The following is a 24170-nucleotide window of genomic DNA, read 5'->3' as shown; positions in this document are numbered from 1 at the left end:
GCCCATAAACGTGCCGGGCGGACGGCTTATTAAACTCCGCCGTGCACCGATAGCGTTGCAGCTCTAGCCAGCGTCTGACGCTCACCAGTGCGGCCTGGGGATATGCGGCATCCGGATGTTCGGGATGTGCGGAGTCGGAATGGGCGAAGGCGCGATGGGTGGAAGCTGGGTGGACGGAGTCGGAATGGGCGAAGGCGCGATGGGTGGAAGCTGGGTGGACGGTGTCGGGATGGGCGAAGTCGCGATGGGTGGAAGCGGGATGGGCGGTGTCGGGATGGGCGAAGTCGGGATGGGATGGAGAATCTTCTTCAGGAGATCTTCAATCTCTTTGAGCGCAGCGTCTGCCACAGCCTCGGCCTCCTGCGCGTGCTTTATAGCGCCCGCCAACATAACCCTCAGAGCGCTTTCGTTAGAATCGCGGTCGGGCGGCGTGAGCCCCATCTCCGTGTACATGGCCGCGATAAACAGGCAGTCCCAATACATGGTATTCTTCCACGCTTCCTCCGTGCTGTCGCGTTCCCATGACCATTGGCTCCGCAGATGGGGAACATCCGCTTCTTGGTCTGGGCACTCTTTTGTGATCAGCGGTAGCATGCTGTCCTTGCTTGAGCGTCGTTTGGCCACATACTGAAAGAAGGGGTTTAGCGGCTCTTCATCGGCTATCCTGCTGGCGACATCGCTCATCGAGCGCTTACCTAAACCCCAATCCTGCAAGATCATTATTTGTACTAGCGCATTGTGCCGCGAGAATCCGCGACCGTTCACTTTCGCAGCAATTGTCGAGTCGATCTGAGGAATCGTGAGCGCTAAAACCGCCTCGGCTTCTATCGTCGTGCGCAATTTCTCAATCGGCGCGACCGCGTCTTCGTAGGCCTTCAGCGCCTTGTCGAACTTGTCCCTCAGTAACTTCAACTCAGGCGGCTCGAATGGAAACCTTCTAATTGTGTGGTCGTAGAAATTCTTCATGGCTTGCGCGAGGTTCTGCACAGTTGGAATTGGAGTTATCCCATCGATTGAGCAGAAAGGCACGCCAACGCCCATCCGCCGGCCCAGTGCGATTAAAGTTGGACAGTCGCCAGGACCGAACGCGCATCGGTCATTCTTGCAAAATCTAGGCGTGCCGACTGGCATGGCCCCGCAGAAGGTTAGGCATCGTTCGTTCGAGTTGATCCATCTGATCCACTTCTCGAAGGCTTGCTTTTCTTTGTCACCCATATGACCGAAATAGACGTACAAGCCCGTTGCATGATCGCGGCTAAAAGTTGTCTCATCGCTTGAGCGTTTGCTAAGGCCAAGCTCTTTCTTAAGTGCGGTCTTTGCATCGTCCACGTCGGACGGTTCCTCCGCGCGGAGCTGACGCTTTCTCGGCGACCTCCAGAAGCGACCGTCATCGTCCTGCGACAGCTTTACGGTGTTGCACCCTCGTGGGTCGCCTGCTCTGCACAGCAGAGCGTTGAACATGACCGAATCGCCGTCGTCGCAGGGTGCGCTGCTGTCTGGCTCTTTGGATGGGAATCTGCCGGCGTCCGACATGCAGTAGAAGGTGCGGCTCTCCCACCATGCTATGCGCTGCTCGAGCTCGGATGCGCTTCCTTGAAGTCGCTTCCACGCTGTACCATTATCCCAATTGATGGTGGCCCCATCGGAGGTCAGGTTACCCCCGACTGCCCATTCCTTAGCTTGAAGCCGATTTCCGGAGAGCGACAAGGAAGATTCACCGCCGCACTCATTGCGCGCGATGCCATTGCTTGTGACCGAAGCGTACCGATGTAGCGAAGCTGGTGTGCACCCGCATCCCGATGCGCAAGCCCAATTTCCCCGCACGCTGGAATAATCGTCGGCATGGGCGCTCGAAAGGACCAAAAGTAAATCAGTTATGACTATTGCCAGAACACGGTACATTTGCGCCTCCGAAATGACTTCTAGTCATACAGATGCGTAAGTACTGTTGTCGCATGCAGATCGTGTACCTCATAAATACAACTTCAAATCATTAGGCTGACAACGTGCCATTTTAGCGCAGTCGTTACGGCGCGAACAAAACTGGTTGTGTCACTAGGTGCGCCCGGCGCGCAGTCCCGTGGCGCAATCGAACAGGTTCCCGGTCACGCCGACGCTGCGCGCGGTCTCAGGTTTGACCTGCATGATGCCGCGCTCGCCGTGGTTGCCGCGAAGGTGACAGTTGTAGTTGCTCTCGACCTTGACCACGGCATGCGCAATTGCGCGAAGGATGCCTTGTGCGTCGGCTGCGGAGTTGACGGCGTCGCGAACGTCGGAGGCGAACGCAGGCAAAGAGGCTCCGATCACGCTCACGAATGCGAGCGCGCGGATAGGGCGCTTCATGTCTCAGTTCCTTCTTAGGCCGCTACTACTTCACACTCGAAGTGGCGGGCCTTGTCGCGGCGACGCTGGTTTTCCTTGTGCGTCACCAGTTCAAGATGATCCGGGTTCACGCAGCGGCGAACACGGCAGAGATGGTCGAGTTGTTTGCGGGGAGGGATCGGGCCATGCTCGATGACGTACATCACGATATGAACGGCCATGGTGCCGCCATCGAGGCACATCCTCGGATAGTCTTTCCCTCGGCCGCTGCTTCCCGACGTAGGTCCGGTCCACAAGTGGCACGGCGTATCGAGCGGGCCATCGGCCATCTCGACGCGAGACATCACCTTGTCTCGGATGCGATCTCGGCGCGTGGTCATTCCGATAGCCCCAAAAGCGACTCGATCCGCTTCATGCGGCGCTCGGTTGCTTCAGCGGCGTCGATGAACTCCTCGATCGCCAGATCGCGCTCGTGATCCTCGACTTCATGCACGTAGTCGCACGGCTGTCCGGTCCACGGATCGCCGCAGTGCTGTTTGCCCTTGAACACTTCGCGGATGGTCGGGGATGACATCCCCGACCCGCACTTCGGGCAGTAACGATAGGCGCCCATCAGTGCCTCGCTTGGCGCTGCTTGAACATCTGAATGTGATACGCGCGATTGCCGGGCGTATCTTGGGTGGCGTAGTTGACGCGGGACAGTGCGTTGCGGGGCACGCCGTCTTCTGCCCATGTGTGAAGTAGCTCGGTGAACGGGTGGCCGTTGGCGGCCACGCGAGGAACGATCTTCACTTCAACGTTGGTCAGGACGCGCGCCATTAGGCGGCTTCCTGTTCGGTGGTGACGCCCAGGGCGGCGAGCTGTTCGTCGATGGCGGCGACCTTCTGTCCGAAGATCATAGCCATCTCGGGGAAGATGCGATCGGCTAGGGACGGGTTGACATGCACCGTGCCGATCTGAAGCCGGTACGGCGGCGTTGCGCAGGCCATGGCGGCAAGCGAGCTGACGTACTCGCGCTCTTTGATCAGAGCGCGAACCTTATCGAAGTCATTCAGTTTCATTGTTCTCGTTCCCCAAGTTGTCGAGACCATAGATTTGCGGAAGGCTTCGCGGCTGATGTCGTTCGCATCAACCTCGACGATGCTCGGCGGCATCACGCGGTCAGGGTCGCGCTCAAGTGCGATCCCGCTCATGTCGATCTGCCCGCCACGCATGAAGACGTGGCCGTAATCGTGTTTGCGAAACTCGGCGGCGATCTCATCGAACGCGGCCTGCGAGACGCGGAGCTTGACGAGCGTCCTCATGAGCCGTCTCCGATGCGGACCGCAGCACGCAGCGCGTTGAGGCGCTTGTTTGCGTCGGCGAGTTGAGCTTCGAGATCGGCGATCCGCTGACACTGCGCGCGCTCGGTGAAGGCGGCGATCTCGCGCGCCAAGTCGGTCCGCTCGGCGGTGACGTAGGCGAGGCCCATTTCCTTTTGGCGGGCGTCGGCCGTCGCGACGTACTTGCGGTCAACGAAGGCTTGCGCCTGGGTAAGCAGAGCTTCGGCCATGGCTAGTAAGCCTTCCCGTTCGCCGACAAACGGGCGGCATTGGAGTGGTCGGCGCGGCTGGCGTTGAAGGCGAGCTTGTCGGCGGCGGCTTGCCCCATGGTGAGGCGCTGCGAGCCGGCGAGATCGAAGATGCGGAAGAGGGCATCAACAAGCTCGACGGTGAGGCCGGGATACTGCGGCAGCTTGTCGTCGGGCAGGCTCTTGCGGTGAGCCTCCATCGCCTCGGCAAGCTCGCTGACGGTGAGCATGAGCTTCGTCGGGACGATGTAGCGCGCGGTGCGCAGGTCTTCGCCGGTGGCCGGGTCGATCCACCAATGGCGGTTCTGGTTGTGGATGATGTCGGTCAGCCAATCGAAGCAAAACCGGATGGAGACGGCCGGGTCTTGGAGTTCGGCGAGCACGTCGTCGATGATCTCGATGACGGCCTCGCGGCTACCGCGATCATGCAGGGCTTCGCGGGCATCGAGCAGCGCCCGCAAGTACAGGCCGGCTTCGGCCGCGCGCACGGATGCAACGGCCATGCTGTCGCTCGCATTGCGCTCGGCGGTGGCGACCAGTGCGTGGAGATTGCGGTCATCGTTGAAGTGCATCCAGCCGGCGATGAGGCTGACCAGCGCGAGGCCGCCGAGGACGATGGCGAAGAGCGGGACGTCGCGGATGGTCGCGTCGATCGCGAAGGCCATGCCGGCACCGCCCACGGTGCAGAGGTAGAGCTTGTTCATGGTGCGGGATGCTTTCGGTGGTGCGGTGATCAGGCGGTGGGGGCGAGGTCGAGGGCGGCGGGGAGCCGCTTGCCGAGGGCCTTGGCGCCCTCGGTGGTGATGCGGAAGACGCGCATGGCTCCGAAGTCACGGGCCGGATCGCGGACCGCCCAGCCCTTCCCGGCGAGGCGCTGGGCCACTTCGATGTCGTGGCCGTCAGCATGAACGGCGAGGTGGTTACGGCTGACGGTGTTGCCGTGCTCCATCCCGAGCGCCCGGCGGGTCAGCATCATTTCGTTGTGCGTGAGCAGCATCGATCCCTCCGTCAGCCGAACAAGGCGTTTTGGTCGGCGTGGACCGCCGGGGCTTTGATGCGGGTCGGGCGCTTCGGCTCGGGCTTGGGAAGCTCGACCGCGATGAGCGCGTCGCGGTGGCGCAGGACGTGGGCCGTCATGCCGCTGGCGTTCTTGCGGCGGTCCTCGGTCTTGACCAGGGTGCCGGACTTCACGAGTTCTGAGCAGCGAGGCCGGATCGCCAGAACGCTTTCCTTCAGGTGGTCGGCGATCTGGTCGGCGGTCAGCCGGTAGCCCTTCGCCATCAGGTTCTCGATCGCCGAGCGCAGCATCGAGGCGCGCGTCACGATCTGCTTGGCGGCGTCCGCCGACGCGCCTCCGCCCTTCGATCCCGGTTCAATTGGATAGCTCATAGGCAAAGTTCTCCCGTTCGCGCTGACGCGCGTTTCCAGACCAGCGATGTTTCGGTGGTGTCCCTACCTAGCCGCCGACTCGGCGGCTTTACGGGTTAGACTTATATCCGTTTCATCCGTTTTGGCAAGAGTTCGTTGAGGGATATCGATGGGAATGCGGCGGACAAGCCTGCCGTCGCGACGGGCAATTGTAGGAATTTGAAAAAATCGCAAATTGTAGGAATAGGTTTCCGAGAAAACCCCCGAGGTTTCCAGCTAAACCTCGGCCTAGCGGGCTAGTGTTTTCGTGGTTTTCGGGGTTTTGGGTTTGTCATGTAAGAATCTACTATTTTTATGATTTATATATCCGTTGATATCGCTAGAAGGGGAGCCTATTAGAGAGGAAACCCGAAACCCCGGAAACCTCTCTTCGACGGATGGTCAACGGATGAAATTGAAGGAAGAGATGGCGGGGTGGGTGGCTCGTGTGGGCGAGATCACCATCCCGTTCGAGGGGATGCCGTTGAGCGCCTTCGGCGCGGCTCTGCGGTGCTCGCATGATCGGGCGGTGCGCGCAGCCCGGTATCTGCACCGGCGGAAGGCGGTGAGCGTCCGAGAGCAGGCGGGGCATATCCGCATCTTCCCGGTGGTCATGAGGAATCGCCGGGGTCGGCCGACGAAGATCGCGGTGCTCCCTCGCATCGACCCCAGGCTTGCCGCGCTGCTCACGGAGGCGCACCCGACATTCCTGATGCTGAAGCTGTTGCGGCGGGAGATGCCGGCGGGAGATTGGCGCACCGAGCCCGAGCGCCGAGTCGAGATCGCCGACGCCATGGCAGTCGAGTCGGAACGCATCGTGACTCTCTGCCGGCGGTTTCTGGCGGCTCATGAGGGGACGGCGTTCCCGTGGGTCCGTGACGCGCTATGGCTCGATCAGGGGGACATCATGCCGGTGGCAGCCGAGAGACAGCCAGTGCTTGCCCTAGACGGTCCTGCGGCCCTTCCGCCGCCGATCCAATCTAACCAGGCCAAACGCCTGTCCCGGAACATGAGCGAGATCGATCGCGTGCTGACCTACGTCGCCCAGGCGGGGAGGGAGGGCATCACGGTGTCGGCGATCGGCTACAACTTCGGCGGCACGGTGAAGCGCGCGGCGCTCGATGACATCGTTGCTACGCTCGAAAGCGTTGGCAAGGTCATTGCGGTGGAATGCCGGACGGCCTCGCGCGGTCGCATGGGGACGCGGCTGTTCGATCCACAGTACGGTGAGCCGACCGTCCTTCCCAATGGGCGTTTGGTCGTGCCCGCATTGTGATAGCTTTGACTTGCGTGGTTGGGAGAACCTTAGAAAATGTTCGATCTGAAATCTCGGACCGAGATTGTTGGCAATGAATTGCTCGTGAACGAGCCGAGCGGCTACCGGTGGCGACTAGAGCGCGACCCATGTATTTTGATTTTGGAGAGCACCGAACTTGTGGTCAGGTCGGCGCTTGACTGGCCTCTTGACCCTGACGAAGATCAAGGCGTGCCGACCTTCAGTACGTCGATCAGTGCCAGCCTTAAGCCGATTCGGCACCGGATGTATGCATTCAAAGGCGAACGCCTTCTTGGTCAGGTCGAGGTTGCGAGCCTTTGGTGTAGAACCGCTGATACAAACCGTGTGATCGCGAACATCTTTGAGCCGAACGATGGCAGTGGCGTCGAGAAATTGACGCTCGGAATAACGTGCGCCTTGACGGAATCGATGTTCAAGGAGGTGTTCCATCCAATTTGGTTGAGGCAGTCGAAGTCGGTCCTCGACGCGATCTTTTACATCGACGGATATGAGAGCGCGGCTGACCGAGCGTTTAGGGAGGCCGACGACATCAGACAGTCCGTTTTCCAAGCGGATGCTGCTTTGAAGGTGAGATTCAGGTCGTTGTCACTTCGAACAAGCTTGAGTGCGGCTCCGCAAGCTCAGAACGATTGAGAGGTTGCCGGATCGGTCTCGCCGAGCGCGGTGATCTGCGCGAGTCTCGGGTCATGGAAACTCGCATCGTCAACACCATCCCCGAGTGGCGCTATCAGGCCGAGGTCATCGCGCGTCTTCACAAGATGGAAGGCGACGGCCTGCCTTTCACATGCGCCGGCGACATGAACCGCGCCAAGCGTAACCGCCGCGCGCAGATGGAGGCCAAGGTCACCGGGTTGACCGCCGGTGAGCCCGATGTTCGCGTCTACATCGCCGGTGGCGTACTGCTCAGCTTCGAGCTGAAGACGCCGAAGGGAGGGCGCTCGAAGGATCAGAAGGGGCGCCATGCCAAGCTTCAGGCGCTCGGCTTCGAGGTGATCACGGTCAAAGCGAAGACGCCGGAAGAGATGGCCGATCTCATCGAGATCGACGTGCGCAATAGGCTGCCATGATCCAATTTCAAATCCATCTCTCGGGGTATGAACTCCATCAGCTCGACCAGCTTCGCAAATCGACCGTCAACACGGTCACTGCGAAGGCGTTGACGTTCACAGCCAAGGACGCTCAGGCAGCGTTGAAGGCCGAGGTCCCGGCTCAATTCGTCCTGCGCCGCCAGTGGATTTTGCAGGGCATCCGCATCCGGCCTGCCAACGGCAACCGGCTCATGTCCGTCGTCGGCTCGATCGACAAATACATGGAGCGCCATGTCATCGGCGCCGGAAGGGAGAAGCATCCCGACAATGCGCTCTCGATCCGCTCTCGGCGAGACCCATCGACCGGACGACTCGCCACTGGCGGCATCCTGATCAAGCCATACGGCTCGATCGGGAGCGCAAAGATTCATACGGTGGTCCGCCGCCAGTTGAAGCGCGTGGACGGCCAAAAGCGGAAAACGTTCCAGGTCAAGGGCAAGGATGGAAAGGTCTTCATCGTCCGGCGCACCTCGAAGAAGCGGACGCCATTGCAAACGCTCGCGGTGCTTCAGAACCAAGCGACGATCAATGAGCATTGGGACTTCCGTGGCACTGTGGCCGGTGTCGTCTCGGCCCGCTTCGAGCATCACTTCTTCGGCGCGCTCGATCGCGCTGTGAAGCGGTAGGACCCATGGGCGATTCAACTCCACCCCCTTCTTCGAGGAAGGCTCATGAGCGAAATGGCTCCCACCCCCCTCCCACCGCGTAGGCGTCGCGTGGTGGTCCTGATAGCAGCGGCGACGCTCGCCGCATCCCTCGGCCCAGCGGTGGCGAGGCAGTGCTAGGGCATACAAGACGATGAGCAGCTACGTGCCACCGATATCTTTGCAGAAAACGCGAACAACTACCCCGACGACGATATTGTCGCCCCTGCGTCCGAACGCAGGCATGCTATGGATCAGCGCGCCGCATTTCACCGCTGGGGCGGACGCGGACCGTGGCATCGTGAAGGGAGCCATCGCTCCGATCATTCGCTACATGCACGGCTGGCCTATCGAGCGCGTGCGCTCCTATTGTCGCAGCAAACGTTGGGAGCTATGGGAGTGTGGTGTGGACCTCGCGCTCCCCCACTGAGTCGCGCGCGGGGAAAAAAAATTTTTTCGCGAGTGGTTTTTCCTGAGAGATTTTTCGGCCCGATCCCATTCTCGGCAACCTACCTCCGAAGGTCGTGCCGGATAATTTTATTAGTACCGATCCGATGTAGAATAATTTTTCAGCGGTCAAAATCGGGGTCAGGTTTATGTAGTTCGCGTGTGCCCCGCCAAGCGCCAGCGCGCGCACGCCATGCGGTCCAGTGACCATGCCCGCTACCTCGCATGGTCGAAATGGAAGGCCCCTGTACGGGCTTCTAATAGGCGCCTTGCCCCTATGGTCTCGGCGCGTGCGGCGCCGCAGTCTGCCCCGTTCCAAGTGGCGAACTAATAGGATCATGCGACAACTTGTCACGCGTTTGTGAACGCGCGCGCGTCTCCTACCGCGCCAAAAGCGGCGCGGCGGACCGTGCGACGCGCGCCTATAGCGGCGCGTCATGATTCGATTCCCTTTGTTGCCTCGTTAGTCGCTCGAAAAGGCGTCTCCCTGGTTTGCTAAAAATCGCCGCGCATGGCGTGGCGCATAGTGAAACGGCCGCGTCTCAATTGCGCGGCCGTTGAGTCTATGCGTCATGTGCGGCAAGCGGCGGACAAGGGGAGTCCGCGCTTCATACTGAAAGGGAAAACCGTCTTCTCATCAGGACGGCGGACTAGGAAATCATCGTATCCCGCGCGTGCCGCTGGCATGCGTGCCAATAGGATTGCAGGCTTTCCCCAAACGCAAAACGTCCGCCCGATATCGTCGGACGGTGCAGCGCACGCGGGGCCTGTGATCGCCGCAAGCGCGGCAATGGTGGTGGCAAAGCGTCTCATCCTTTACCCTTTCGAACGGCCGCACCGTGCGGCCGTCTAACGGCCTTAAGGCGGGTAAAGCCGAAGCTTGCCCGCCGCAGGTCGAAAGAAGAGCCGCGCTAGTAGTAGCAATGGCGAAAAACAATGTTCCCGCTATCGTCGCCAGTTAGAAACCCGCGAACCCGGCAACCGCGATAATTGCAGTATGCTGGGATTGAGAACGCGGTATCGGGATGGCCCGTCACAAAGGCTGTAACCAACGTATCGCCATGGTGAGTCGCCCAATGGCAATTCTGAATCTTGGCAATGGTCGGGCCTCCTATCCATTTGGTATACCAAATGGTTGCACTGGGGCTCGGAATAATCGGCGCGGAACATGACGTTTGCCTCTTGTCGGATTGAGTTAGACGGGAGTGCAGGCAATGCCTGCAACCGTGATAAAAATTGCGATGCAGAGCGCGACGACGACGAGTCGCACCAATTGACCGGCATAAATTGCGAGCATGACGCCGGCCTTAGTAGACGGTGGAAACGAACATGACGGTAGCGGAGCGATACGGACGAAACTCGAAGCTATCGCCATGCGAGTCGAGACGGCCGCGTACGTTGCTAAGGCCCATTGCAGCCTTTGCCGCGCGCATGATGGCGCGGTCCGAAGAGCCAACGCGCAGGGTTAGAGTCGCGCGCTTAACCCAACAATAGTTAGCTTCGCCTGCGAACGTATCTGTATACTCAACCGCCATTTGGAACGTCTCGCGCGGGATTGCCTTCTTAATTCGCGCGTAGTCTCCAGACGATTTGTAATAGGTCCCGTGATAGGTTTCGCCTGTAATGGCACGAATGGTCACGGCAACGCGCTTGCCTCCGAAGTTGTCGCGATATTCGCGACCAAAAGAGACGGTGCCAAGCGTGTCACCCGTGAACGTGGTAGCGGTTCGCTTTTCAGCGTTGATATAGAGGAAATAGCGCGCGGGCTTGTCCCGCAAAAACTCGAAGACTTCGAGCGCGCTCCGCTCCTCATTGGTCGGCGGGATAATGTCGGCGGGCAACTCGGAGGGATGATAGCTTGTGCGATTGCCAAGCCAATTGCGGAGCGCGGTTTCGCGGTTGCGGATGGTAGCGGCGGTTTCTGCGGAAATGGTCATTAGCGGGAGTCCTGATCAGAAAAGCAATTCGGAGGCATAACCGGCAAAGAAATCGCCGCGAACGCACGCGCGCATGTCCTGCCAATCGTGAAACTCAAACTGTGATCTATGGTCGCGGATATATTTGACGCGCTCCGCAACGCTGTAGCAGTCGCGCCAAACGTCGTTCGCTTCGCTCGTTTCCTCTTCCGACCAATCGTCTTCATTGATGACGGGATAGTCTTCGAGCGCGCCTTTAATTTCGTCCGCTTTGCGGAGCGCGGTTTCGTCATCCTGATGGATTGCAATCCATTCGACCCAACCAACGGCCCAATGAGACTCGCGAACGACCTGCACCGTCTCGCTCTCGCCTCCGATAGCCTTAAGCATCGAACGGAAATTGGAACGTTCCAGCGCGTCACTATCGCGGGATTGCCCGACTCCCGCCGAATAATAGGCGGGCCAAACTTCGCCGAAATAGTTGGACGGCATAGTCCAACGGTTCAGGTTTTCGGGCTCGAAAGCTGCGGTATCAGTCATTGGTCCGCGCTCCTATCAAGCTTCAATCTTGGAAACTTTGTCGGAAAGCGCGGCCAACTCTTCGAGAACGCGCGTGCGGCGTTTCTCGATTGCGGCCAACGTATGCGCTTTAGCGTCAATGACGTTGAGCGCGTCCCACATGGCTTTAGTAGCTTGCTCGGAGCGGCGGAAAGCGTCTTCGATTGTGGTCCGGTCGATGACGCATCCGAAAATGTCAAAGATCACATATCGAAAACCGCGCTTCGTATTCTCGAAATTGAGCGAGTCGCTTGTGACGATAGCGAAGAGCAATCCGCCATCCGTGTGACGCGCGGAGATGACGCGTGATTTATGAAAGCGAAGCGTATCGTCATCAACGTAATGCGTGCGACCTTGCAGATTGCGTTGGGCGTTAGCTTTCGCGTCCGAGGATTTGCAAGAGAAGAGGTCGTTCATGGCAGGGCCTTTTATCCGTTGATTGCGACGGACGATCCGTCGTTAAGCAGTGCATACGGCCGCATGCCGGAATGCGTCAACAAGTTTCAACGGACAAAACGGATGAACGGGCGGGTCGGAGCGCGGCAAAGGCGATTTTTGCCAATAAGCGGAGCGCAGCGCGAAGAAAGCGAAGTACAATCAGCGGGTTAGAGCGGAAAGCGCCTGGTGAAAGCGGAAACGCAACGAAAGGCGCTGAAAGCGCGAAAGCGCGAGCGCGCAAAGCTCCTAAGCCATTGAATGTATTGTGAAAAGCGTGGATCAGGCGCCGCAACTGGGCGTCGTCATGTTGCGTTGCACGCGTAATTAAATTGCGGCCGAAACGGGACAACCAATGGCGAGGCGACCAATTTATGCTAAGTAACTACGTTTCGGAGGAATTTTATCCTGTTTAGTCGCGATTAGTGGCAATTGGGTCCTTCCAGGCGCCCCAGCCGAGCGGGTGACGCGCGACCTCGGCTCTTTTCTAGATTTGCGTTTTTAAATGGCACTTGTTGTTCCAAAACGTGCCGATCGGAAAAAGCTCGTTCCCAGGTTGCCGCAGCGCGCTTTTTGCGAATTTCAGCTCGGATAATTGGCAATTGTGGTTGATCCGTCCGGCGGATGACCGACGGATACCGAAACAACCTCGAAAGAAAGTATCGGGTGCGGGACCGTATGTTCCCAACGGGAGCATTCATCCATGATCATCATCGGCATCAAGGGGCTCATCGGGGCCGGAAAGAGCACGGTCGCCCGGTATCTCATCGATCACCATGGCTTCGTGCGCGGTCGGGTCGCTGGCGCCCTTAAGGAGATGCTGCGCGCCTATCTGCGCTATCGCCGCTGTCCTGAAGACCTCATCGAGCGCATGGTCGAAGGGGACCTGAAGGAGGTTCCGACGCCCTGGATCGGCGGAAAGTCGCCACGGCACGCCATGGAGGGACTCGGCGGGCACTACGGCCGGGACTACATGGGCGAAGACTTCTGGATCGACACCGAGTCCGACAAGCTTTCGCGTGAGAATCCGACCCGCGTCGTCGTCGAGGACGTTCGGCACGCCAATGAAGGCGTCTGGATCGCGTCCACCGGCGGCGTGGTCGTCGAGATCGTTCGGCCCGGTCTCGTTCCGAAGGATCATCGCACCGAGCGCGCCCAGGCCGAGGTGAAGGCGGACCGCCATATCCTCAACTTCGATGGCGATTTGGCCTCGACACACCGGCAGATCGACATCGTCGTGCGCGATCTCGTGTCGAGGAACGCGAGCATTGGCCTGCCTCCGATGCAGACGCAGCCGGTGCGCTAGTGGGGCGCATCGTCAACCGCCAAGAGCTTTCGGACATTCTCGGCTACTCGCTTCCGACGATCTCATCGTGGACGGAGGAGGGGATGCCGGTGAAGTCGCAGGGCAGCCGTGGCCGGCAGTTCGAGTATGACACCGCCGACGTGGTGAAGTGGCTGCTTGCGCGTGCGCGCGGCGAGGCCAAGGCGAAGACGGCGGCCACGCTGAATGAGGGCGGCGACGACATCACGATCGACAAAGCACGCCTCCGCAATGAGATCGCGAAGGCGAAGCTATCCGAACTCGAACTCGCGACGAAGATGGACCTTGTCCGTCCGATCGACATGGTCCTCAAAGTGCTGAGCAATGAGATCGCTAACGCGCGCGCTCGCCTGCTCGGCATCCCATCCAAGATTCGGCCTGCGATTCAACTCGAACTCGGCACGCCCGAAGGCACAAAGACTCTCGTGAACGAAGTCGAGCGCCTGATCCTCGAAGCGCTCAACGAAATCAAGTCGCAGGCCGACGTGCCGGCTGAAGAAGAGCCGCACGCCGAGCCGACCGAAAGTGAAGAAGACAATGTCGAGTGACGCAACGCTTTTCCGTCCGTCATGGCTGCGGTGGCCGCCGAATAGCTGCGAAGCTTGCACCGGATGGGAAAAACAGGACGACTACATAGGCGTTTGCACCCGCGTCGAGTCGATCCATTGGGCCGAGCGCACCGAATCTCGGCAGAAGTGCTTTGAATACAAGCGCCGGCCGGATGTCTGAATCGATCGCCATTGTCAGCGAGTATGATACCGATCCAGCGTATGAAGCCCGGCTTCGTGCGCAGGTTCGCGAGATCATCGCGCAGAGCTTCAGCCCGCCGCCGAAGCTGACCGTCTCCGAGTGGGCGGACGAATACCGCATGCTCTCGCCGGAAGCGTCCAGCGAGCCCGGCAAGTGGTCAACGTCGCGCGTTGAGCCGTCGCGCGGCATCATGGACGCGTTCGCCGATCCCGAGATCGAGATCGTAACATGCATGGTCGCCGCGCAGACGGTGAAGACCGAGGTCATCAACAACGTCGCTGGCTACCACGTCCACCTCGATCCGTGCCCGATGCTCATCCTGCAACCGACGTTGCAGATGGCCGAGGCATACTCCAAGGATCGTCTCGCGCCGATGATCCGCGACACGCCTGCGCTCGCGGCAAAGCTCGGCAACCACGCGCGCGACTCCGAAGACACCATCCTTCACAAGAAGTATGCCGGCGGCCACATCACGATGGCCGGCGCAAACTCGCCTGCATCGCTCGCTTCGCGCCCGATCCGAATCCTGCTCTGCGACGAAGTCGATCGCTATGAGGCGAGCGCCGGCAAGGAAGGCGACCCGGTCTCGCTCGCCATCGAGCGCACCACGACGTTCTGGAATCGCAAGATCGCACTGGTCTCGACGCCGACCATCAAGGGCGCCTCGCGTATCGAGTCCTCGTATGAGGAGAGCGATCAGCGCCGGTTCTTCGTGCCGTGCCCGAAGTGCGGACACTTGCAGCATTTGCAGTGGAAGCAAGTTCGGTGGCCGGAAGATAAGCCCATGGAGGCGCGCTATCACTGCGAGTACAGCGATCCCGAGACCGGCGAGGTGTGCGACTACGGATGGAGCGAGGCCGAGCGGCTGAAGGCCATTGCTCGCGGCGTCTGGATCGCCACGCGTCCCGAGGTGAAGGGCCATGCAGGCTTCCACCTCAACCGCATCGCCTCGCCATGGCGTGCCCTGGGCGAAATGGCGCGCGACTTCGTGTTGGTGCGGAAGCACCCCGAGCGTCTGAAGACCTGGGTGAACACGCGGCTTGCCGAGACCTGGGAGGAGCGCGGCGAGCGTGCCAATCCTGACTCCATCTATGGCCGCCGTGAGGAGTATGATGCAAGCGTGGTCTTGCCGTTCGGCGTTGGAACTATTACAGCGGCGGTCGATATCCAAGACGACCGGGCCGAAATCGAGTGGTGCGGCTGGGGAGCCGACGAAGAGTCATGGTCGCTCGACTACAAGGTCCACTACGGCGTTCCGAACACGCCCGGATTTTGGGAAGTCATCGACAACGCGTTGCTGCGCACGTTCCAACACCCGGCCGGCGTGGTCATGCGCGTCGAGGCTGCCTGCATCGACTCCGGCGGTCACTTCACCCAGCACGTCTACAACTTTGTTCGGCCACGCGTGGCTCGCCGCGTCTACGCCATCAAGGGCATTGGCGGTCCAGGCCGTCCGATCTGGCCGGTGAAGGGCACCGTCAACAAGGCGAAGAACGTCACGATCTTCGTCCTAGGCGTCGATCAGGCGAAGGACATGCACTACAAGCGGCTCGAACTGAAGGAGCCGGGGCCGGGTTACTGCCATTTCCCGTTGGCCGAGCACTACGACCGGAAGTATTTCGACGGCCTGACGGCCGAGAAGGCGATCTTGAAGACCGACAAGAAGGGCTTCACGGTCAAGGAGTGGCACAAGGTACAACAGCGCAACGAACCGCTCGATCTGCGCGTTTACAACATCGCCGCGCGGCTCTCCCTGGGCATCAACATGGAGCGTCGCATGATGGCGCTCCGCGCTGCGGCGGCCCATCTCCTGAATGCTGCCCCTGTGCAGTCAAAGGTCGTCCGGGAGGAGGAGCCGCGTCCGACTAAGGAAGAAGTTGCAGCGCGCAGCCATGCACCCAGGCGGCGCATCCGCAGCCGTGGGGTTCAGTCGTGAGGAGCGATATGACCGGCGATGATATTCGGAAGGCTCGTGTAGAGCCGGGTCGCATGTGGAAGGCGGGCGGCGGCCCGCTTACCGCTCAGGAGCTTGTGCGCGCCCTAGGTCTATCGGAGCGACACGGCACCGACCACGTCTACAATATGGATGCCGTGCCACCCGACGATGTCGAGATATTCGACTGGCGGCGAATGCGCGGAAATGACAGATGCTGGATCAAAATTGCCGATCAACGAGGCTATTTAAGCTGATGAGGAATCTATTTCTTTCCGACAATGTATATTGTCGCGTCGCCATAACTATTATCCACTTTCCATCCCTTCGCCTCAACTTCTGCGCTCATCGATAATTTGACCAAGTCAATCAGCTTCACCATAACTTCGGCGAAAGGGAGTTCTTCTTCATTCAATGGCTGACGATAAGGTGAATGTGAGTTTTTTGTCACTGCTACGACTATCTCGGCTTGGAGTCGGAATACGATGGGCGCGCGCGGGAAGTGATAAAAATATCTATACCTATTAGGGAGGCCGTCGTCGGAGATCAATCGAAGGCAGTATTCAACATCCTCAAAGTAGGGTGGTGGCAAGACCAAGCTTGGCTTGCCACGGTGGGCTCTGCAAACAACATTCAGCTGATCCACCCACCCTATGGGCGTTGTGTCCGAGTAGCCGGCGAGAGCTTTTGTAGCCGAAGGGCCAAATGATGATCTAATTTGTGATGATGCTTCGTCGGTTAGGTTTTGGTCGAATGCATCCTCGGCTGTGAGTGCGCGATGCGGTGATTGAGCCTCGCGGATTGCAACGGCGAAAGCATAAGTAAAATGTCGCGCGGGGAGGATGCAAGACTCGCATCCGGGACTGGTCGGTTGATAGATCATTCTTCCGGGCATCGACCGATACACTTGAGCGAAGTAATCTGAAAACGGTCGGTCGTTAGTTTTACTATCGAGAGGAAAGCATTCGGGTTGAGGTTTCATAAACCCGCTGGCAAAGCAAAGTGGCGATGGTCGGTCTCTGTTCTTCGTCTCGGCCGCGTTCGTGTTGCAAACCAGCGCTATTTCAAGAAATAGAAGCGAAAGAGAGAGACGCATTTCAATGTTCCTTAGAAGGACGGGTCCCCCGCTTTTGTTGGGGCGTGTCAAAATATCGAACGATAATCAGAACGGTCGACGCGTTGAGAAGGGCGACGCAGAAGGTGACGAGACCTTTGAATGTTTCTGGCGCTGGAGGTACGCCGCGTGTGATGCCAGCAAATGCGAATTGTCCGAGCTGGATGGCGATCAAAATTGTCACAATAATAAGGGGGGATTTCACCGCCCATGTCGGTAAAGCGCTCCCAACATCGCGCTCGTCTGCACGTGGGTCAGTATAAAATCGATAGACGGCCGCGATTTGGCCAAGCAAGAACGGAAGCATTATCTCGAAACACGCAGTGCGATCGTTATTTTCCAATGGCAAGACGCTATCCGGCGCGATGATGAGATATCCTCCGAGAAAAGCAGCAAGAAAAAGTACATAGGCTCCAAGCCAACTCCGAATTTCATTTGCTCTCAAGACGTTCCCCTCAACGTAATCGTCAATACTCCCATGGAAGCTTAGCACACCCCGGCGAAAATGGACATTCACCAGAAGCGCGCAAGTTGGTTTTAGTGATACCAAAATGCTCTCTCCAGGAAACGTGGCCTCCCGTAGCTTCGGGGTATGGCAAAGAGCGTAGAAGAGCAGCTTGAAGAGACCTTGAACTCGATCAGCACGGTCGAGTCGAACGGTCAGCGTTACACGATCAAGGATCGTGAGCTTTGGCGCGCCGATCTGCGCCAGCTCGACCAGCGCGCGCAGCGTCTGGAAAAGCAAGCCGCTCGGGCAAAAAACGGCGGTATCAAAATTCAGCGGGTGATCCCGCTGTGATGAAGCTCCCGGCACCATCCTTTACGGATCGCCTCTTGGCGAGCGTCGCACCGGCATATGCGACGCGGCGCTATCAGACGCGCATCTCGCTCAACCTGGCAGGTCAGTATGCCGGCGCCAAGGGCAACCGCGCCGCTCTGAAGGCGTGGCGTCCCCATCCTGGGTCGGCGGACGGCGACACCATCGGCGATCTGCCGGCGCTGCGCAGCCGCTCGCGCGACCTCAACCGCAACAATCCGATCGCCACCGGCGCGCGCTCGACCTCGCGCGCGAACATCGTCGGCTCGGGTCTGCGCGCTCGGTCGAAGATCAACCACGGCCTGCTCGGCATGTCTGCGGAGGCGGCTGATGCCTGGGAGCGCAAGACCGAGACGCTGTTCGATCTTTGGGCGAAGTCCAAGCTCTGCGACATCACGCTCGCGCAGAATTTCTATGAGCTTCAATCGCTCGTTTTCAATTCGGTCTTTGAATCCGGCGACACATTCGTTCTGCGGCGCACGCCGAAGCGGGCCAACGGCGTCGTCCCCCTCGCGTTGAACGTTATTGAGGCGGACCGGGTCGCCACACCGACCGATAAGATCGGCGACTACTACATTCGCGACGGCGTCAAGATCGACGACGATGGGGCGCCGGTCAGCTACTTCGTCCTCGACGATCATCCCGGCGAAAGCCCCAACTACACCATCACCAACTACCGCGAGATTCCCGCCTACGGCGTGCAGTCGGGCGAGCAGATGGTGTTGCACATCTTCGAGCGCATGCGGCCGGGCCTCAACCGTGGCATTCCGCAACTCGCGCCCGTCATCGAGCTTCTGAAGCAACTCGACCGCTTCACCGATGCCGAGTTGATGAAGGCCGTCGTGTCGTCGTTCTTCACGGTCTTCTTGAAGACAGATGGCGACGATAGTCTCGCCCCCGCGATGGCCGCGCCCCAGGGCGCCTATCCCGGCTTCGGCGCGAACGAGGTCACGATGGGCTCGGGGACCATCGTCGATATCGGCACAAACGAGAGCATCGAGACCGCGCAGCCGGCGAACACCGCCAACTTCGACCCGTTCTTCACGTCGGTCGTTCGGCAGATCGGCGTGGCGCTTTCGATCCCGTTTGAATTGCTCATGCTGCACTTCACGGCGAGCTATAGCGCGTCCCGTGCAGCATTGGAGATGGCCGCCATGTTCTTCCGCGACCGCAGGACGTGGCTTGTCCGCAACTTCTGCGCTCCCGTTTACGAGTGGTTCATGACCGACGCGATCAACGCCGGTGTGATCCAGGCGCCCGGTTTTTTCGAGGACCCGGTCAAGCGCGCCGCTTGGCTGGGCGCTCAGTGGATCGGTCCGGCTCGCATCATCCTCGACCCGCTCAAGGAGTGGAAGGCCGAGACCGAGGCCGTGAACCTGGGCGCTCGGACCGTCGAAGAGGTGATCATCGAGCGCAGCGGCGGCGACTTCGAGCAGACGACGGCCCAGCGCGCGAAAGAGCACGCTGCTCGTGCGGCAGCGAAGCTCGAACCGGAAATCCTCGCACCGGCCGGAATGGGCTCGCAGGTCAAAGAGGACGTAAGCGAGAAGCCGACCGACGAACCGACGAAGCCGAAGAAGGCCGAGAAGAAGCCATGACCTTGAACGTCCGCAACCCGCTGATTTTCGATGCCGCGTTGACCGCGAATTGGGCGATCGACGAAGCAGCTCTGCGCGCGATCATGGAGATCGCCGCGCGTGAGGATCGCATCGATCCGCAGATGCTTGAAGCCTATCGTGCTCAGGAACTTGCGCGGGCCGAGCGCGCGACGGTACGCGATGGCGTCGCGATCATCGAACTGGCCGGTCCGATGTTCAAGCGCGCCAACCTGATGACGGCGTTCTGCGGCGCCACGGCCTATGAGACGGTCCGGCGTGACCTTCAGACCGCCATGGACAACGCGTCGGTGCGCGCGATCCTGCTCAATATCCATTCGCCCGGCGGCGAGGCCGCAGGCGTTGCGGAGCTTGCCAGCGCGATCCATGATATCCGGGGCCGCAAGCCCATCGTGTCCTACGCGGGCGATCAGGCGGCCTCGGCTGCGCTTTGGACGGCCGTCGCCGCTGACGAGTTCTTCATCGGCCCGACCGCGAGCGTCGGATCGCTCGGCGTCGTCGCCGGCTACCGCGATACGTCGGCCCAGGACGCGGCGCGCGGGATCAAGACCATCGAGTTTGTGTCGTCTCAGTCGCCCTACAAGCGCGTCGATCTCAACACCCAGGAAGGACGCGACCGCGTGCAAGCCCGCGTGGACTCGATGGCCGCCGTGTTCGTCGAGACCGTAGCGAAGTATCGCGGCAAGAGCGTCGATCACGTTCTCGAACGTTTCGGACAGGGCGATGTCCTGATCGGTCAGGGGGCAGTCGCCGCCGGCATGGCCGATGGCATCGCCACGTTTGAACAGGTTCTCGCGAGCCTCGCTCGCGGCGATAGCCCGAAGGCGACCTTCGGATTCACCACGGCCGCAAGCGGCCAAACGGAGACTGAAAATATGAAGACTGAAGAGCAACTGGCGGCGGAAGCCGCTGCGGCAGCCGCTTCCTCGGCGACGGGTCCGCAGACTGTCGAGACCTCGCGGGTCGAGACCGTTGACACGGCCGCTGCCGCGACCGCAGCCGAGCGCAAGCGTGTCACCGACATCATGGGCCTCACGCTGCCGGGCTACGAGTCGCATGCTCAGAAGGCTATCGAAACGGGCTCTTCGGCTCATGAGTTCTCGGCCATGATCGTGGCTGCTGAAAAGGCCAAGCGCACCGAGCGCGCTGAAGCTGTGAAGACGGACACGGACGCGAACGCGAACCTTGCTCCTTCCGGCGGCAGCGAGACCGCGACGGGCGACGACGCCGCCGTCAATGCTATTCTCGCGTCCTTCAGGGCCGCACGCTAACCAAGGAGCCCGGCAAGTGCCGATTGCAAAGTATCAGGACGAAGGTTCGTTCATCACGAAGACCTGGGCGCTCGGTCATATGCGCGCCCGCAAGGTCGTGATCAAGCAGGGTCAAAAGCTCGAAGAGGCGGCTGTCCTGGGCAAGGTCACGGCGGACTCCAAGTACATCAAGTCGCTGAAGGCCGCGACCGATGGCTCGGAAGTGCCGGATGCCATCGCGACCGAGGCGGTCGATGCGACCGCTGGCGACGTGGAGACCATCGTCTTCATCGCTGGTGAGTTCGATCAGGACGCCCTGGTCCTCGGTACCGGCCACACCCTCGGATCGGTGGATGCGGTCTTCCGCACCAAGTCGATCTGGCTCGTAAAGCCGATGGGCTAACCGAGACAAACACGCACGAAAGCAACGGGAAGCCCAACTATGGACCTCTATTCGACGACCGCCCTCAACCGCGTTGTGGAAGAGCTGCCGCTCTCGGCCTTCTTCTTCCTCAACACCTTCTTCACGACCGTCGAGACCTCGGACACCGAGGATGTCAAGTTCGACAAGGTGAAGGGTCGGCGCATGATCACGCCGCTCGTCAGCCCCATCGTGGCCGGCAAGGTGATCCGCGAGCAGGGATACAAGACCGCCTCGATCGCGCCCGCCTATGTCAAGGACAAGCGTGTGTTCGACCCGAACAAGCAGTTCAAGCGCCGCGCCGGTGAGAAGATCGGCGGCAGCCTGACCCCTGAGCAGCGTCTTCAGGCGTCCATCGCGTTCGCCTTGAACGAACAGCTCGATATGTGGACCCGGCGCCTGGAAGTCATGGCCGGCGAGGTTCTGCGTACCGGCAAGCTGATCCTCGAAGGCGACGACTATCCGCGTGAGGAAGTGGACTTCGGCCGCAATCCCGACGCGACCATCGTCCTGGCCGGCTCGGACAAGTGGTCGAACGCCGCCGTCAATCCGCTCGATGACATCGAGCAGTGGGGTCAGGACATCTTCATCGAGTCCGGCCTGACCGTGCAGGACGTGTTCCTGGCCGGTGACGTGTGGAAGGTCATCCGCGCCAAGATGGCCGGTCCCGACACCGACGCGGTCGCGAAGGCTCTGCGTCTTCAGATCGACATGACCAAGGCTTCGCTCGACACGGCTCGCGCCGCGCTCGGACCGATGCTGATCGTTCCCGGCGTCAAGCTGGTCGCCGTCTTCGGTGACTATCGTCTGTGGGTCCACTCCGACAAGTACATCGACCCGCTCGATGGCGTCGAGAAGGACATCCTGCCGTCCGGTGAGGTCATGATGGCCTCGCGCGGTATCGAGGGCGTCCGCCACTTCGGCGCGATCCGGGACCTGAAGGCGGGCATCCAGCCGCGTCCGTTCTTCGTCAAGTCCTGGGAAGAGGAAGACCCGAGCGTTCGGTACATCCTGGGTCAGTCGGCGCCGCTGATTGCCCCGTACCGGCCGAACGGCACCCTCGGCGCCAAGGTGCTGTAGGCCATGCCGCTCTATATGGGGCTGGTGAGGATCAAGTCCGGGGGGAAGTACCATTCCCCCGGCACGATCCACGATCTGAGCGAGGAGGACGCGAAGGCCCTCGGTCCGACCCGTGTCCGGCTGGCACCGGATCAGGCCGCCCCCGTCGCCGCGACTGCGATCGAACTGGTCGGGAACCTTCCCGGCCTCGAATCCGCCGGTGATGCCCCCGGCGACGCGCCGTCCGCTGTTGTAGCCCCTCCCGCCTCACAACAGACGGACGGCGCGAGCAATCGCATCGTTGAGATCAAGGATGCGATCGACCTGCTCGATGAGAAGAAGGACTTCTGGAAGTCCGGCGCTCGGATGGGCAAGCCGAAGCTGAAACCGTTGCTGGACATCGTCGGGTTCGACGATGTCACGGACGCTGAGATCGACGCAGCGATGGACCTTCGCGACGCGGGTGTGTGATGCCGGTAGAGACCGACGACGACTTGATGATCTTCCTCAACGCCGACGAGTTCGGCGTTGTTGCGTCTTATGTCTCGCGTGCAGACAACGCGGAGCCGAAGCCGATCACAGGCCACTTCGACGACGAAGGCAGCAATTGGAACCCGAGCCGCTGGAACGGCACGGAGTACCAGATGCAGATGGGCGCGAGCATCACGTCGTCCGGCCCCACCTTTCTCTGCCGCACGTCCGATCTGCTCAAGGGGGGCCGAAAGGGCGAGAAGCTGACCATCAAGGATCGCTCGGGCGTCGAGCAGGAATACCGGATCGAAGACAAGCGGCCGGACGGCACCGGCCTGTCGCTTCTGTTGCTCATGGCGAACGACTGACATGGCGCATCCCCGCAAACTGATCCGCACCGCGTTTGCGGATCGCCTGAAAACGCAACTCGACGGCGGCGGCTATCGCACGCGCGCGGAGAACCGCGTCTACAAGAGCCGTCTCGCGCCGGTGAGCGAGGAGGAGTTGAAGGAGGATGGCCCGGCCATTCTCGTTTACGCGCGTATGGAGAAGACCGACAAGGACAAGGACTATGGCATCGAGGGCGATGCGACCTTCGTCGAGCGCGAATTGACCCTTGTCACCGAGGCCATGTTGCTCGCCGGTGACGAAGTTGACGACGCCCTCGACGACATCGCCGAGGAGATGGAGGCCGCGATCTCGGACTTCATGATCCCAGGTTTCGAGTCCGCCGTCATCCATTTGCGCGAGTCCGACATCGACGTGATCACCGAACAAATGAAGCGGCCTGTCGGCGCGATCGGACTTGTTTGGACGATCAAGTACCGGACAAATTGGCGCCCGCGTGCGACCGCGAACGACCTAGACGCCGACATGCAGGCGTTTCTAGCCGGGAAGTGACATGGTCAAGTTCCTTCGCGATCCCGCATACACCGGCGGCGTCTCCGACCCCGAGGCGTCCGACATCGACCGTCGCGCCCAGGACGTTGTGAAGTTCGGCCGCGTCAAGGAGGTCGATTACAAGCGGAGCCCGCCAGCGTACCGTGTCGAGCTTGGTGATCCGAACGATGAGGATAACTACATCCTTACCGATTGGCTCCCCGCGACGGGCGGACGCGCCAAAGGCGACCGCGAGACGCATTATCTCGAAGTTGGCGAGAAGGTTGCGCTGCTCGCAGAGGGAGGCGAGCTTTCGACCGCATACGTTATGCCGGCCGGTCAGTATACCGAGCAGGACGACGAGAAGGAGACCACGGACAAGGCCGGCGTCTGGCGCAAGATTTTCTCGAAGCCGAAGAGCAACAACGGTCAGGGCGGCCAAGGTGGCGACCAGGGCGGCCAAGATGGGCAGAGTGGAGACCAAGAAGATATCCTGGGCGAGATCAGTTATGACCGCAACTCCGGCGATTGGCTGATCAAGGGCATCGACAATAAGGGCTCGATCACGATTGAAGGCTCGGGTTGCTCCATCGTCATGAAGGACGGTACGATCACGCTGAAGGCAAAGAACGTCGTCGTCGAGGCGAGCGAGAAGTTTGAGTCGAAGACGAAGCAATCGCTGCACACCGCCGACGCGTTCAAGACCATCGGCAGCACGTACCTCGGACTCGAGGATGCCGGCGACACGCCGCAGGACAAGGTCGAGACCGAGGCCGGCCCCGCGAAGAAGACCTTCGCGAAGGTGGGCTAAGAGGCGATCGGAACAGGCTGTAAGGCGTCGAGCTGTCGCGG

General features: G+C 60.4%; 31 protein-coding genes. 16 read left to right on the top strand and 15 right to left on the bottom strand.

Going from position 1 to position 24170, the window contains the following annotated elements; all coding sequences use genetic code 11:
* Positions 1-81: 81 nt before the first annotated feature.
* The 10 genes from P6U24_RS31655 to P6U24_RS31610 form a co-directional block, all read right to left on the bottom strand.
* Complete coding sequence (locus tag P6U24_RS31655) at positions 82-1329, bottom strand: hypothetical protein (RefSeq protein ID WP_407156341.1); 1248 nt, start codon at positions 1327-1329, stop codon at positions 82-84.
* A gap of 726 nt (positions 1330-2055) precedes the next feature.
* Entirely contained in the window at positions 2056-2343 is a 288-nt protein-coding gene (locus P6U24_RS31650; RefSeq protein ID WP_407156340.1) for a transglycosylase SLT domain-containing protein, read from the bottom strand.
* 14 nt (positions 2344-2357) lie between these two features.
* Entirely contained in the window at positions 2358-2702 is a 345-nt protein-coding gene (locus tag P6U24_RS31645) for an HNH endonuclease signature motif containing protein (protein ID WP_407156339.1), read from the bottom strand.
* Complete coding sequence (locus P6U24_RS31640) at positions 2699-2935, bottom strand: hypothetical protein (protein ID WP_407156338.1); 237 nt, start codon at positions 2933-2935, stop codon at positions 2699-2701. Before P6U24_RS31640 ends, P6U24_RS31645 begins: the two co-directional genes overlap by 4 nt.
* Positions 2935-3141, bottom strand: a complete 207-nt coding sequence (locus tag P6U24_RS31635) for a hypothetical protein (protein ID WP_407156337.1) — start codon at positions 3139-3141, stop codon at positions 2935-2937. The genes P6U24_RS31640 and P6U24_RS31635 overlap by 1 nt, the downstream gene beginning before the upstream one ends.
* Entirely contained in the window at positions 3141-3626 is a 486-nt protein-coding gene (locus P6U24_RS31630) for a hypothetical protein (protein ID WP_407156336.1), read from the bottom strand. The genes P6U24_RS31635 and P6U24_RS31630 overlap by 1 nt, the downstream gene beginning before the upstream one ends.
* A complete protein-coding gene (locus P6U24_RS31625; protein WP_407156335.1) occupies positions 3623-3874 on the bottom strand; it encodes a hypothetical protein in 252 nt (83 codons plus the stop codon). The genes P6U24_RS31630 and P6U24_RS31625 overlap by 4 nt, the downstream gene beginning before the upstream one ends.
* Before the next feature lie 2 nt (positions 3875-3876).
* Positions 3877-4596 carry a hypothetical protein gene (locus tag P6U24_RS31620; RefSeq protein WP_407156334.1) on the bottom strand — a complete coding sequence of 240 codons (720 nt, stop codon included), beginning with the start codon at positions 4594-4596 and terminating at the stop codon, positions 3877-3879.
* A gap of 29 nt (positions 4597-4625) precedes the next feature.
* Positions 4626-4889 carry a hypothetical protein gene (locus P6U24_RS31615; protein ID WP_407156333.1) on the bottom strand — a complete coding sequence of 88 codons (264 nt, stop codon included), beginning with the start codon at positions 4887-4889 and terminating at the stop codon, positions 4626-4628.
* Between the two features lie 11 nt (positions 4890-4900).
* Positions 4901-5281, bottom strand: a complete 381-nt coding sequence (locus tag P6U24_RS31610) for a hypothetical protein (protein ID WP_407156332.1) — start codon at positions 5279-5281, stop codon at positions 4901-4903.
* A 427-nt stretch (positions 5282-5708) separates the two neighbouring features.
* Between P6U24_RS31610 and P6U24_RS31605 the strand changes: the two genes are divergently transcribed.
* Genes P6U24_RS31605 through P6U24_RS31590 form a run of 4 tightly spaced genes read left to right on the top strand, consistent with a single transcriptional unit; the run spans position 5709 to position 8310 of the window.
* A complete protein-coding gene (locus P6U24_RS31605) occupies positions 5709-6575 on the top strand; it encodes a hypothetical protein (RefSeq protein ID WP_407156331.1) in 867 nt (288 codons plus the stop codon).
* Between the two features lie 36 nt (positions 6576-6611).
* A complete protein-coding gene (locus P6U24_RS31600; protein ID WP_407156330.1) occupies positions 6612-7229 on the top strand; it encodes a hypothetical protein in 618 nt (205 codons plus the stop codon).
* Between the two features lie 53 nt (positions 7230-7282).
* Positions 7283-7663, top strand: a complete 381-nt coding sequence (locus tag P6U24_RS31595; RefSeq protein ID WP_407156329.1) for a hypothetical protein — start codon at positions 7283-7285, stop codon at positions 7661-7663.
* Positions 7660-8310: a hypothetical protein gene (locus tag P6U24_RS31590; RefSeq protein ID WP_407156328.1), complete on the top strand. Its 651-nt coding sequence runs from the start codon at positions 7660-7662 to the stop codon at positions 8308-8310. Before P6U24_RS31595 ends, P6U24_RS31590 begins: the two co-directional genes overlap by 4 nt.
* A gap of 1772 nt (positions 8311-10082) precedes the next feature.
* On the opposite strand, the gene P6U24_RS31585 is transcribed toward P6U24_RS31590, so the two are convergent.
* Genes P6U24_RS31585 through P6U24_RS31575 form a run of 3 tightly spaced genes read right to left on the bottom strand, consistent with a single transcriptional unit; the run spans position 10083 to position 11666 of the window.
* Positions 10083-10712, bottom strand: a complete 630-nt coding sequence (locus tag P6U24_RS31585) for a hypothetical protein (RefSeq protein ID WP_407156327.1) — start codon at positions 10710-10712, stop codon at positions 10083-10085.
* A 15-nt stretch (positions 10713-10727) separates the two neighbouring features.
* Positions 10728-11231, bottom strand: a complete 504-nt coding sequence (locus P6U24_RS31580) for a hypothetical protein (protein ID WP_407156326.1) — start codon at positions 11229-11231, stop codon at positions 10728-10730.
* A 15-nt stretch (positions 11232-11246) separates the two neighbouring features.
* Positions 11247-11666 carry a hypothetical protein gene (locus P6U24_RS31575; RefSeq protein ID WP_407156325.1) on the bottom strand — a complete coding sequence of 140 codons (420 nt, stop codon included), beginning with the start codon at positions 11664-11666 and terminating at the stop codon, positions 11247-11249.
* Positions 11667-12387: 721 nt separating this feature from the next.
* Here P6U24_RS31575 and P6U24_RS31570 point away from each other — a divergent pair.
* The 4 genes from P6U24_RS31570 to P6U24_RS31555 all read left to right on the top strand — a co-directional run bounded on the left by P6U24_RS31570 (position 12388) and on the right by P6U24_RS31555 (position 15948).
* Positions 12388-12990, top strand: a complete 603-nt coding sequence (locus P6U24_RS31570; RefSeq protein WP_407156324.1) for a deoxynucleotide monophosphate kinase — start codon at positions 12388-12390, stop codon at positions 12988-12990.
* Positions 12990-13556, top strand: a complete 567-nt coding sequence (locus tag P6U24_RS31565; RefSeq protein ID WP_407156323.1) for a terminase small subunit — start codon at positions 12990-12992, stop codon at positions 13554-13556. Before P6U24_RS31570 ends, P6U24_RS31565 begins: the two co-directional genes overlap by 1 nt.
* 173 nt (positions 13557-13729) lie before the next feature.
* Positions 13730-15694, top strand: a complete 1965-nt coding sequence (locus P6U24_RS31560) for a phage terminase large subunit family protein (protein ID WP_407156322.1) — start codon at positions 13730-13732, stop codon at positions 15692-15694.
* Positions 15695-15702: 8 nt separating this feature from the next.
* A complete protein-coding gene (locus tag P6U24_RS31555; protein ID WP_407156321.1) occupies positions 15703-15948 on the top strand; it encodes a hypothetical protein in 246 nt (81 codons plus the stop codon).
* 8 nt (positions 15949-15956) lie between these two features.
* On the opposite strand, the gene P6U24_RS31550 is transcribed toward P6U24_RS31555, so the two are convergent.
* On the bottom strand, positions 15957-16787 hold the full coding sequence (locus P6U24_RS31550; protein ID WP_407156320.1) for a hypothetical protein: 831 nt from the start codon (positions 16785-16787) through the stop codon (positions 15957-15959).
* Between the two features lies 1 nt (position 16788).
* Positions 16789-17622 carry a hypothetical protein gene (locus P6U24_RS31545; RefSeq protein ID WP_407156319.1) on the bottom strand — a complete coding sequence of 278 codons (834 nt, stop codon included), beginning with the start codon at positions 17620-17622 and terminating at the stop codon, positions 16789-16791.
* 17 nt (positions 17623-17639) lie between these two features.
* Between P6U24_RS31545 and P6U24_RS31540 the strand changes: the two genes are divergently transcribed.
* From P6U24_RS31540 to P6U24_RS31505, 8 genes are all read left to right on the top strand, one after another.
* A complete protein-coding gene (locus tag P6U24_RS31540; RefSeq protein ID WP_407156318.1) occupies positions 17640-19220 on the top strand; it encodes a phage portal protein in 1581 nt (526 codons plus the stop codon).
* On the top strand, positions 19217-20509 hold the full coding sequence (locus P6U24_RS31535) for a S49 family peptidase (RefSeq protein WP_407156317.1): 1293 nt from the start codon (positions 19217-19219) through the stop codon (positions 20507-20509). The genes P6U24_RS31540 and P6U24_RS31535 overlap by 4 nt, the downstream gene beginning before the upstream one ends.
* A gap of 16 nt (positions 20510-20525) precedes the next feature.
* Positions 20526-20891, top strand: a complete 366-nt coding sequence (locus P6U24_RS31530) for a head decoration protein (RefSeq protein ID WP_407156316.1) — start codon at positions 20526-20528, stop codon at positions 20889-20891.
* A 39-nt stretch (positions 20892-20930) separates the two neighbouring features.
* Positions 20931-21989, top strand: coding sequence for a major capsid protein (locus P6U24_RS31525; protein WP_407156315.1), 1059 nt, complete (start codon positions 20931-20933; stop codon positions 21987-21989).
* A 3-nt stretch (positions 21990-21992) separates the two neighbouring features.
* Entirely contained in the window at positions 21993-22439 is a 447-nt protein-coding gene (locus tag P6U24_RS31520; protein WP_407156314.1) for a hypothetical protein, read from the top strand.
* Positions 22439-22807 carry a head-tail joining protein gene (locus tag P6U24_RS31515; RefSeq protein ID WP_407156313.1) on the top strand — a complete coding sequence of 123 codons (369 nt, stop codon included), beginning with the start codon at positions 22439-22441 and terminating at the stop codon, positions 22805-22807. The genes P6U24_RS31520 and P6U24_RS31515 overlap by 1 nt, the downstream gene beginning before the upstream one ends.
* 1 nt (position 22808) lies before the next feature.
* On the top strand, positions 22809-23339 hold the full coding sequence (locus P6U24_RS31510; protein WP_407156312.1) for a hypothetical protein: 531 nt from the start codon (positions 22809-22811) through the stop codon (positions 23337-23339).
* Positions 23340-23427: 88 nt separating this feature from the next.
* Positions 23428-24129 carry a hypothetical protein gene (locus P6U24_RS31505; protein ID WP_407156311.1) on the top strand — a complete coding sequence of 234 codons (702 nt, stop codon included), beginning with the start codon at positions 23428-23430 and terminating at the stop codon, positions 24127-24129.
* Positions 24130-24170: the final 41 nt, after the last annotated feature.

This window comes from Bradyrhizobium sp. STM 3557 (assembly GCF_045571465.1).
GTDB lineage: Bacteria > Pseudomonadota > Alphaproteobacteria > Rhizobiales > Xanthobacteraceae > Bradyrhizobium.
The sequence above is the reverse complement of the archived record's forward strand: the minus strand, read 5'-3'. Positions and strand labels throughout refer to the sequence as shown.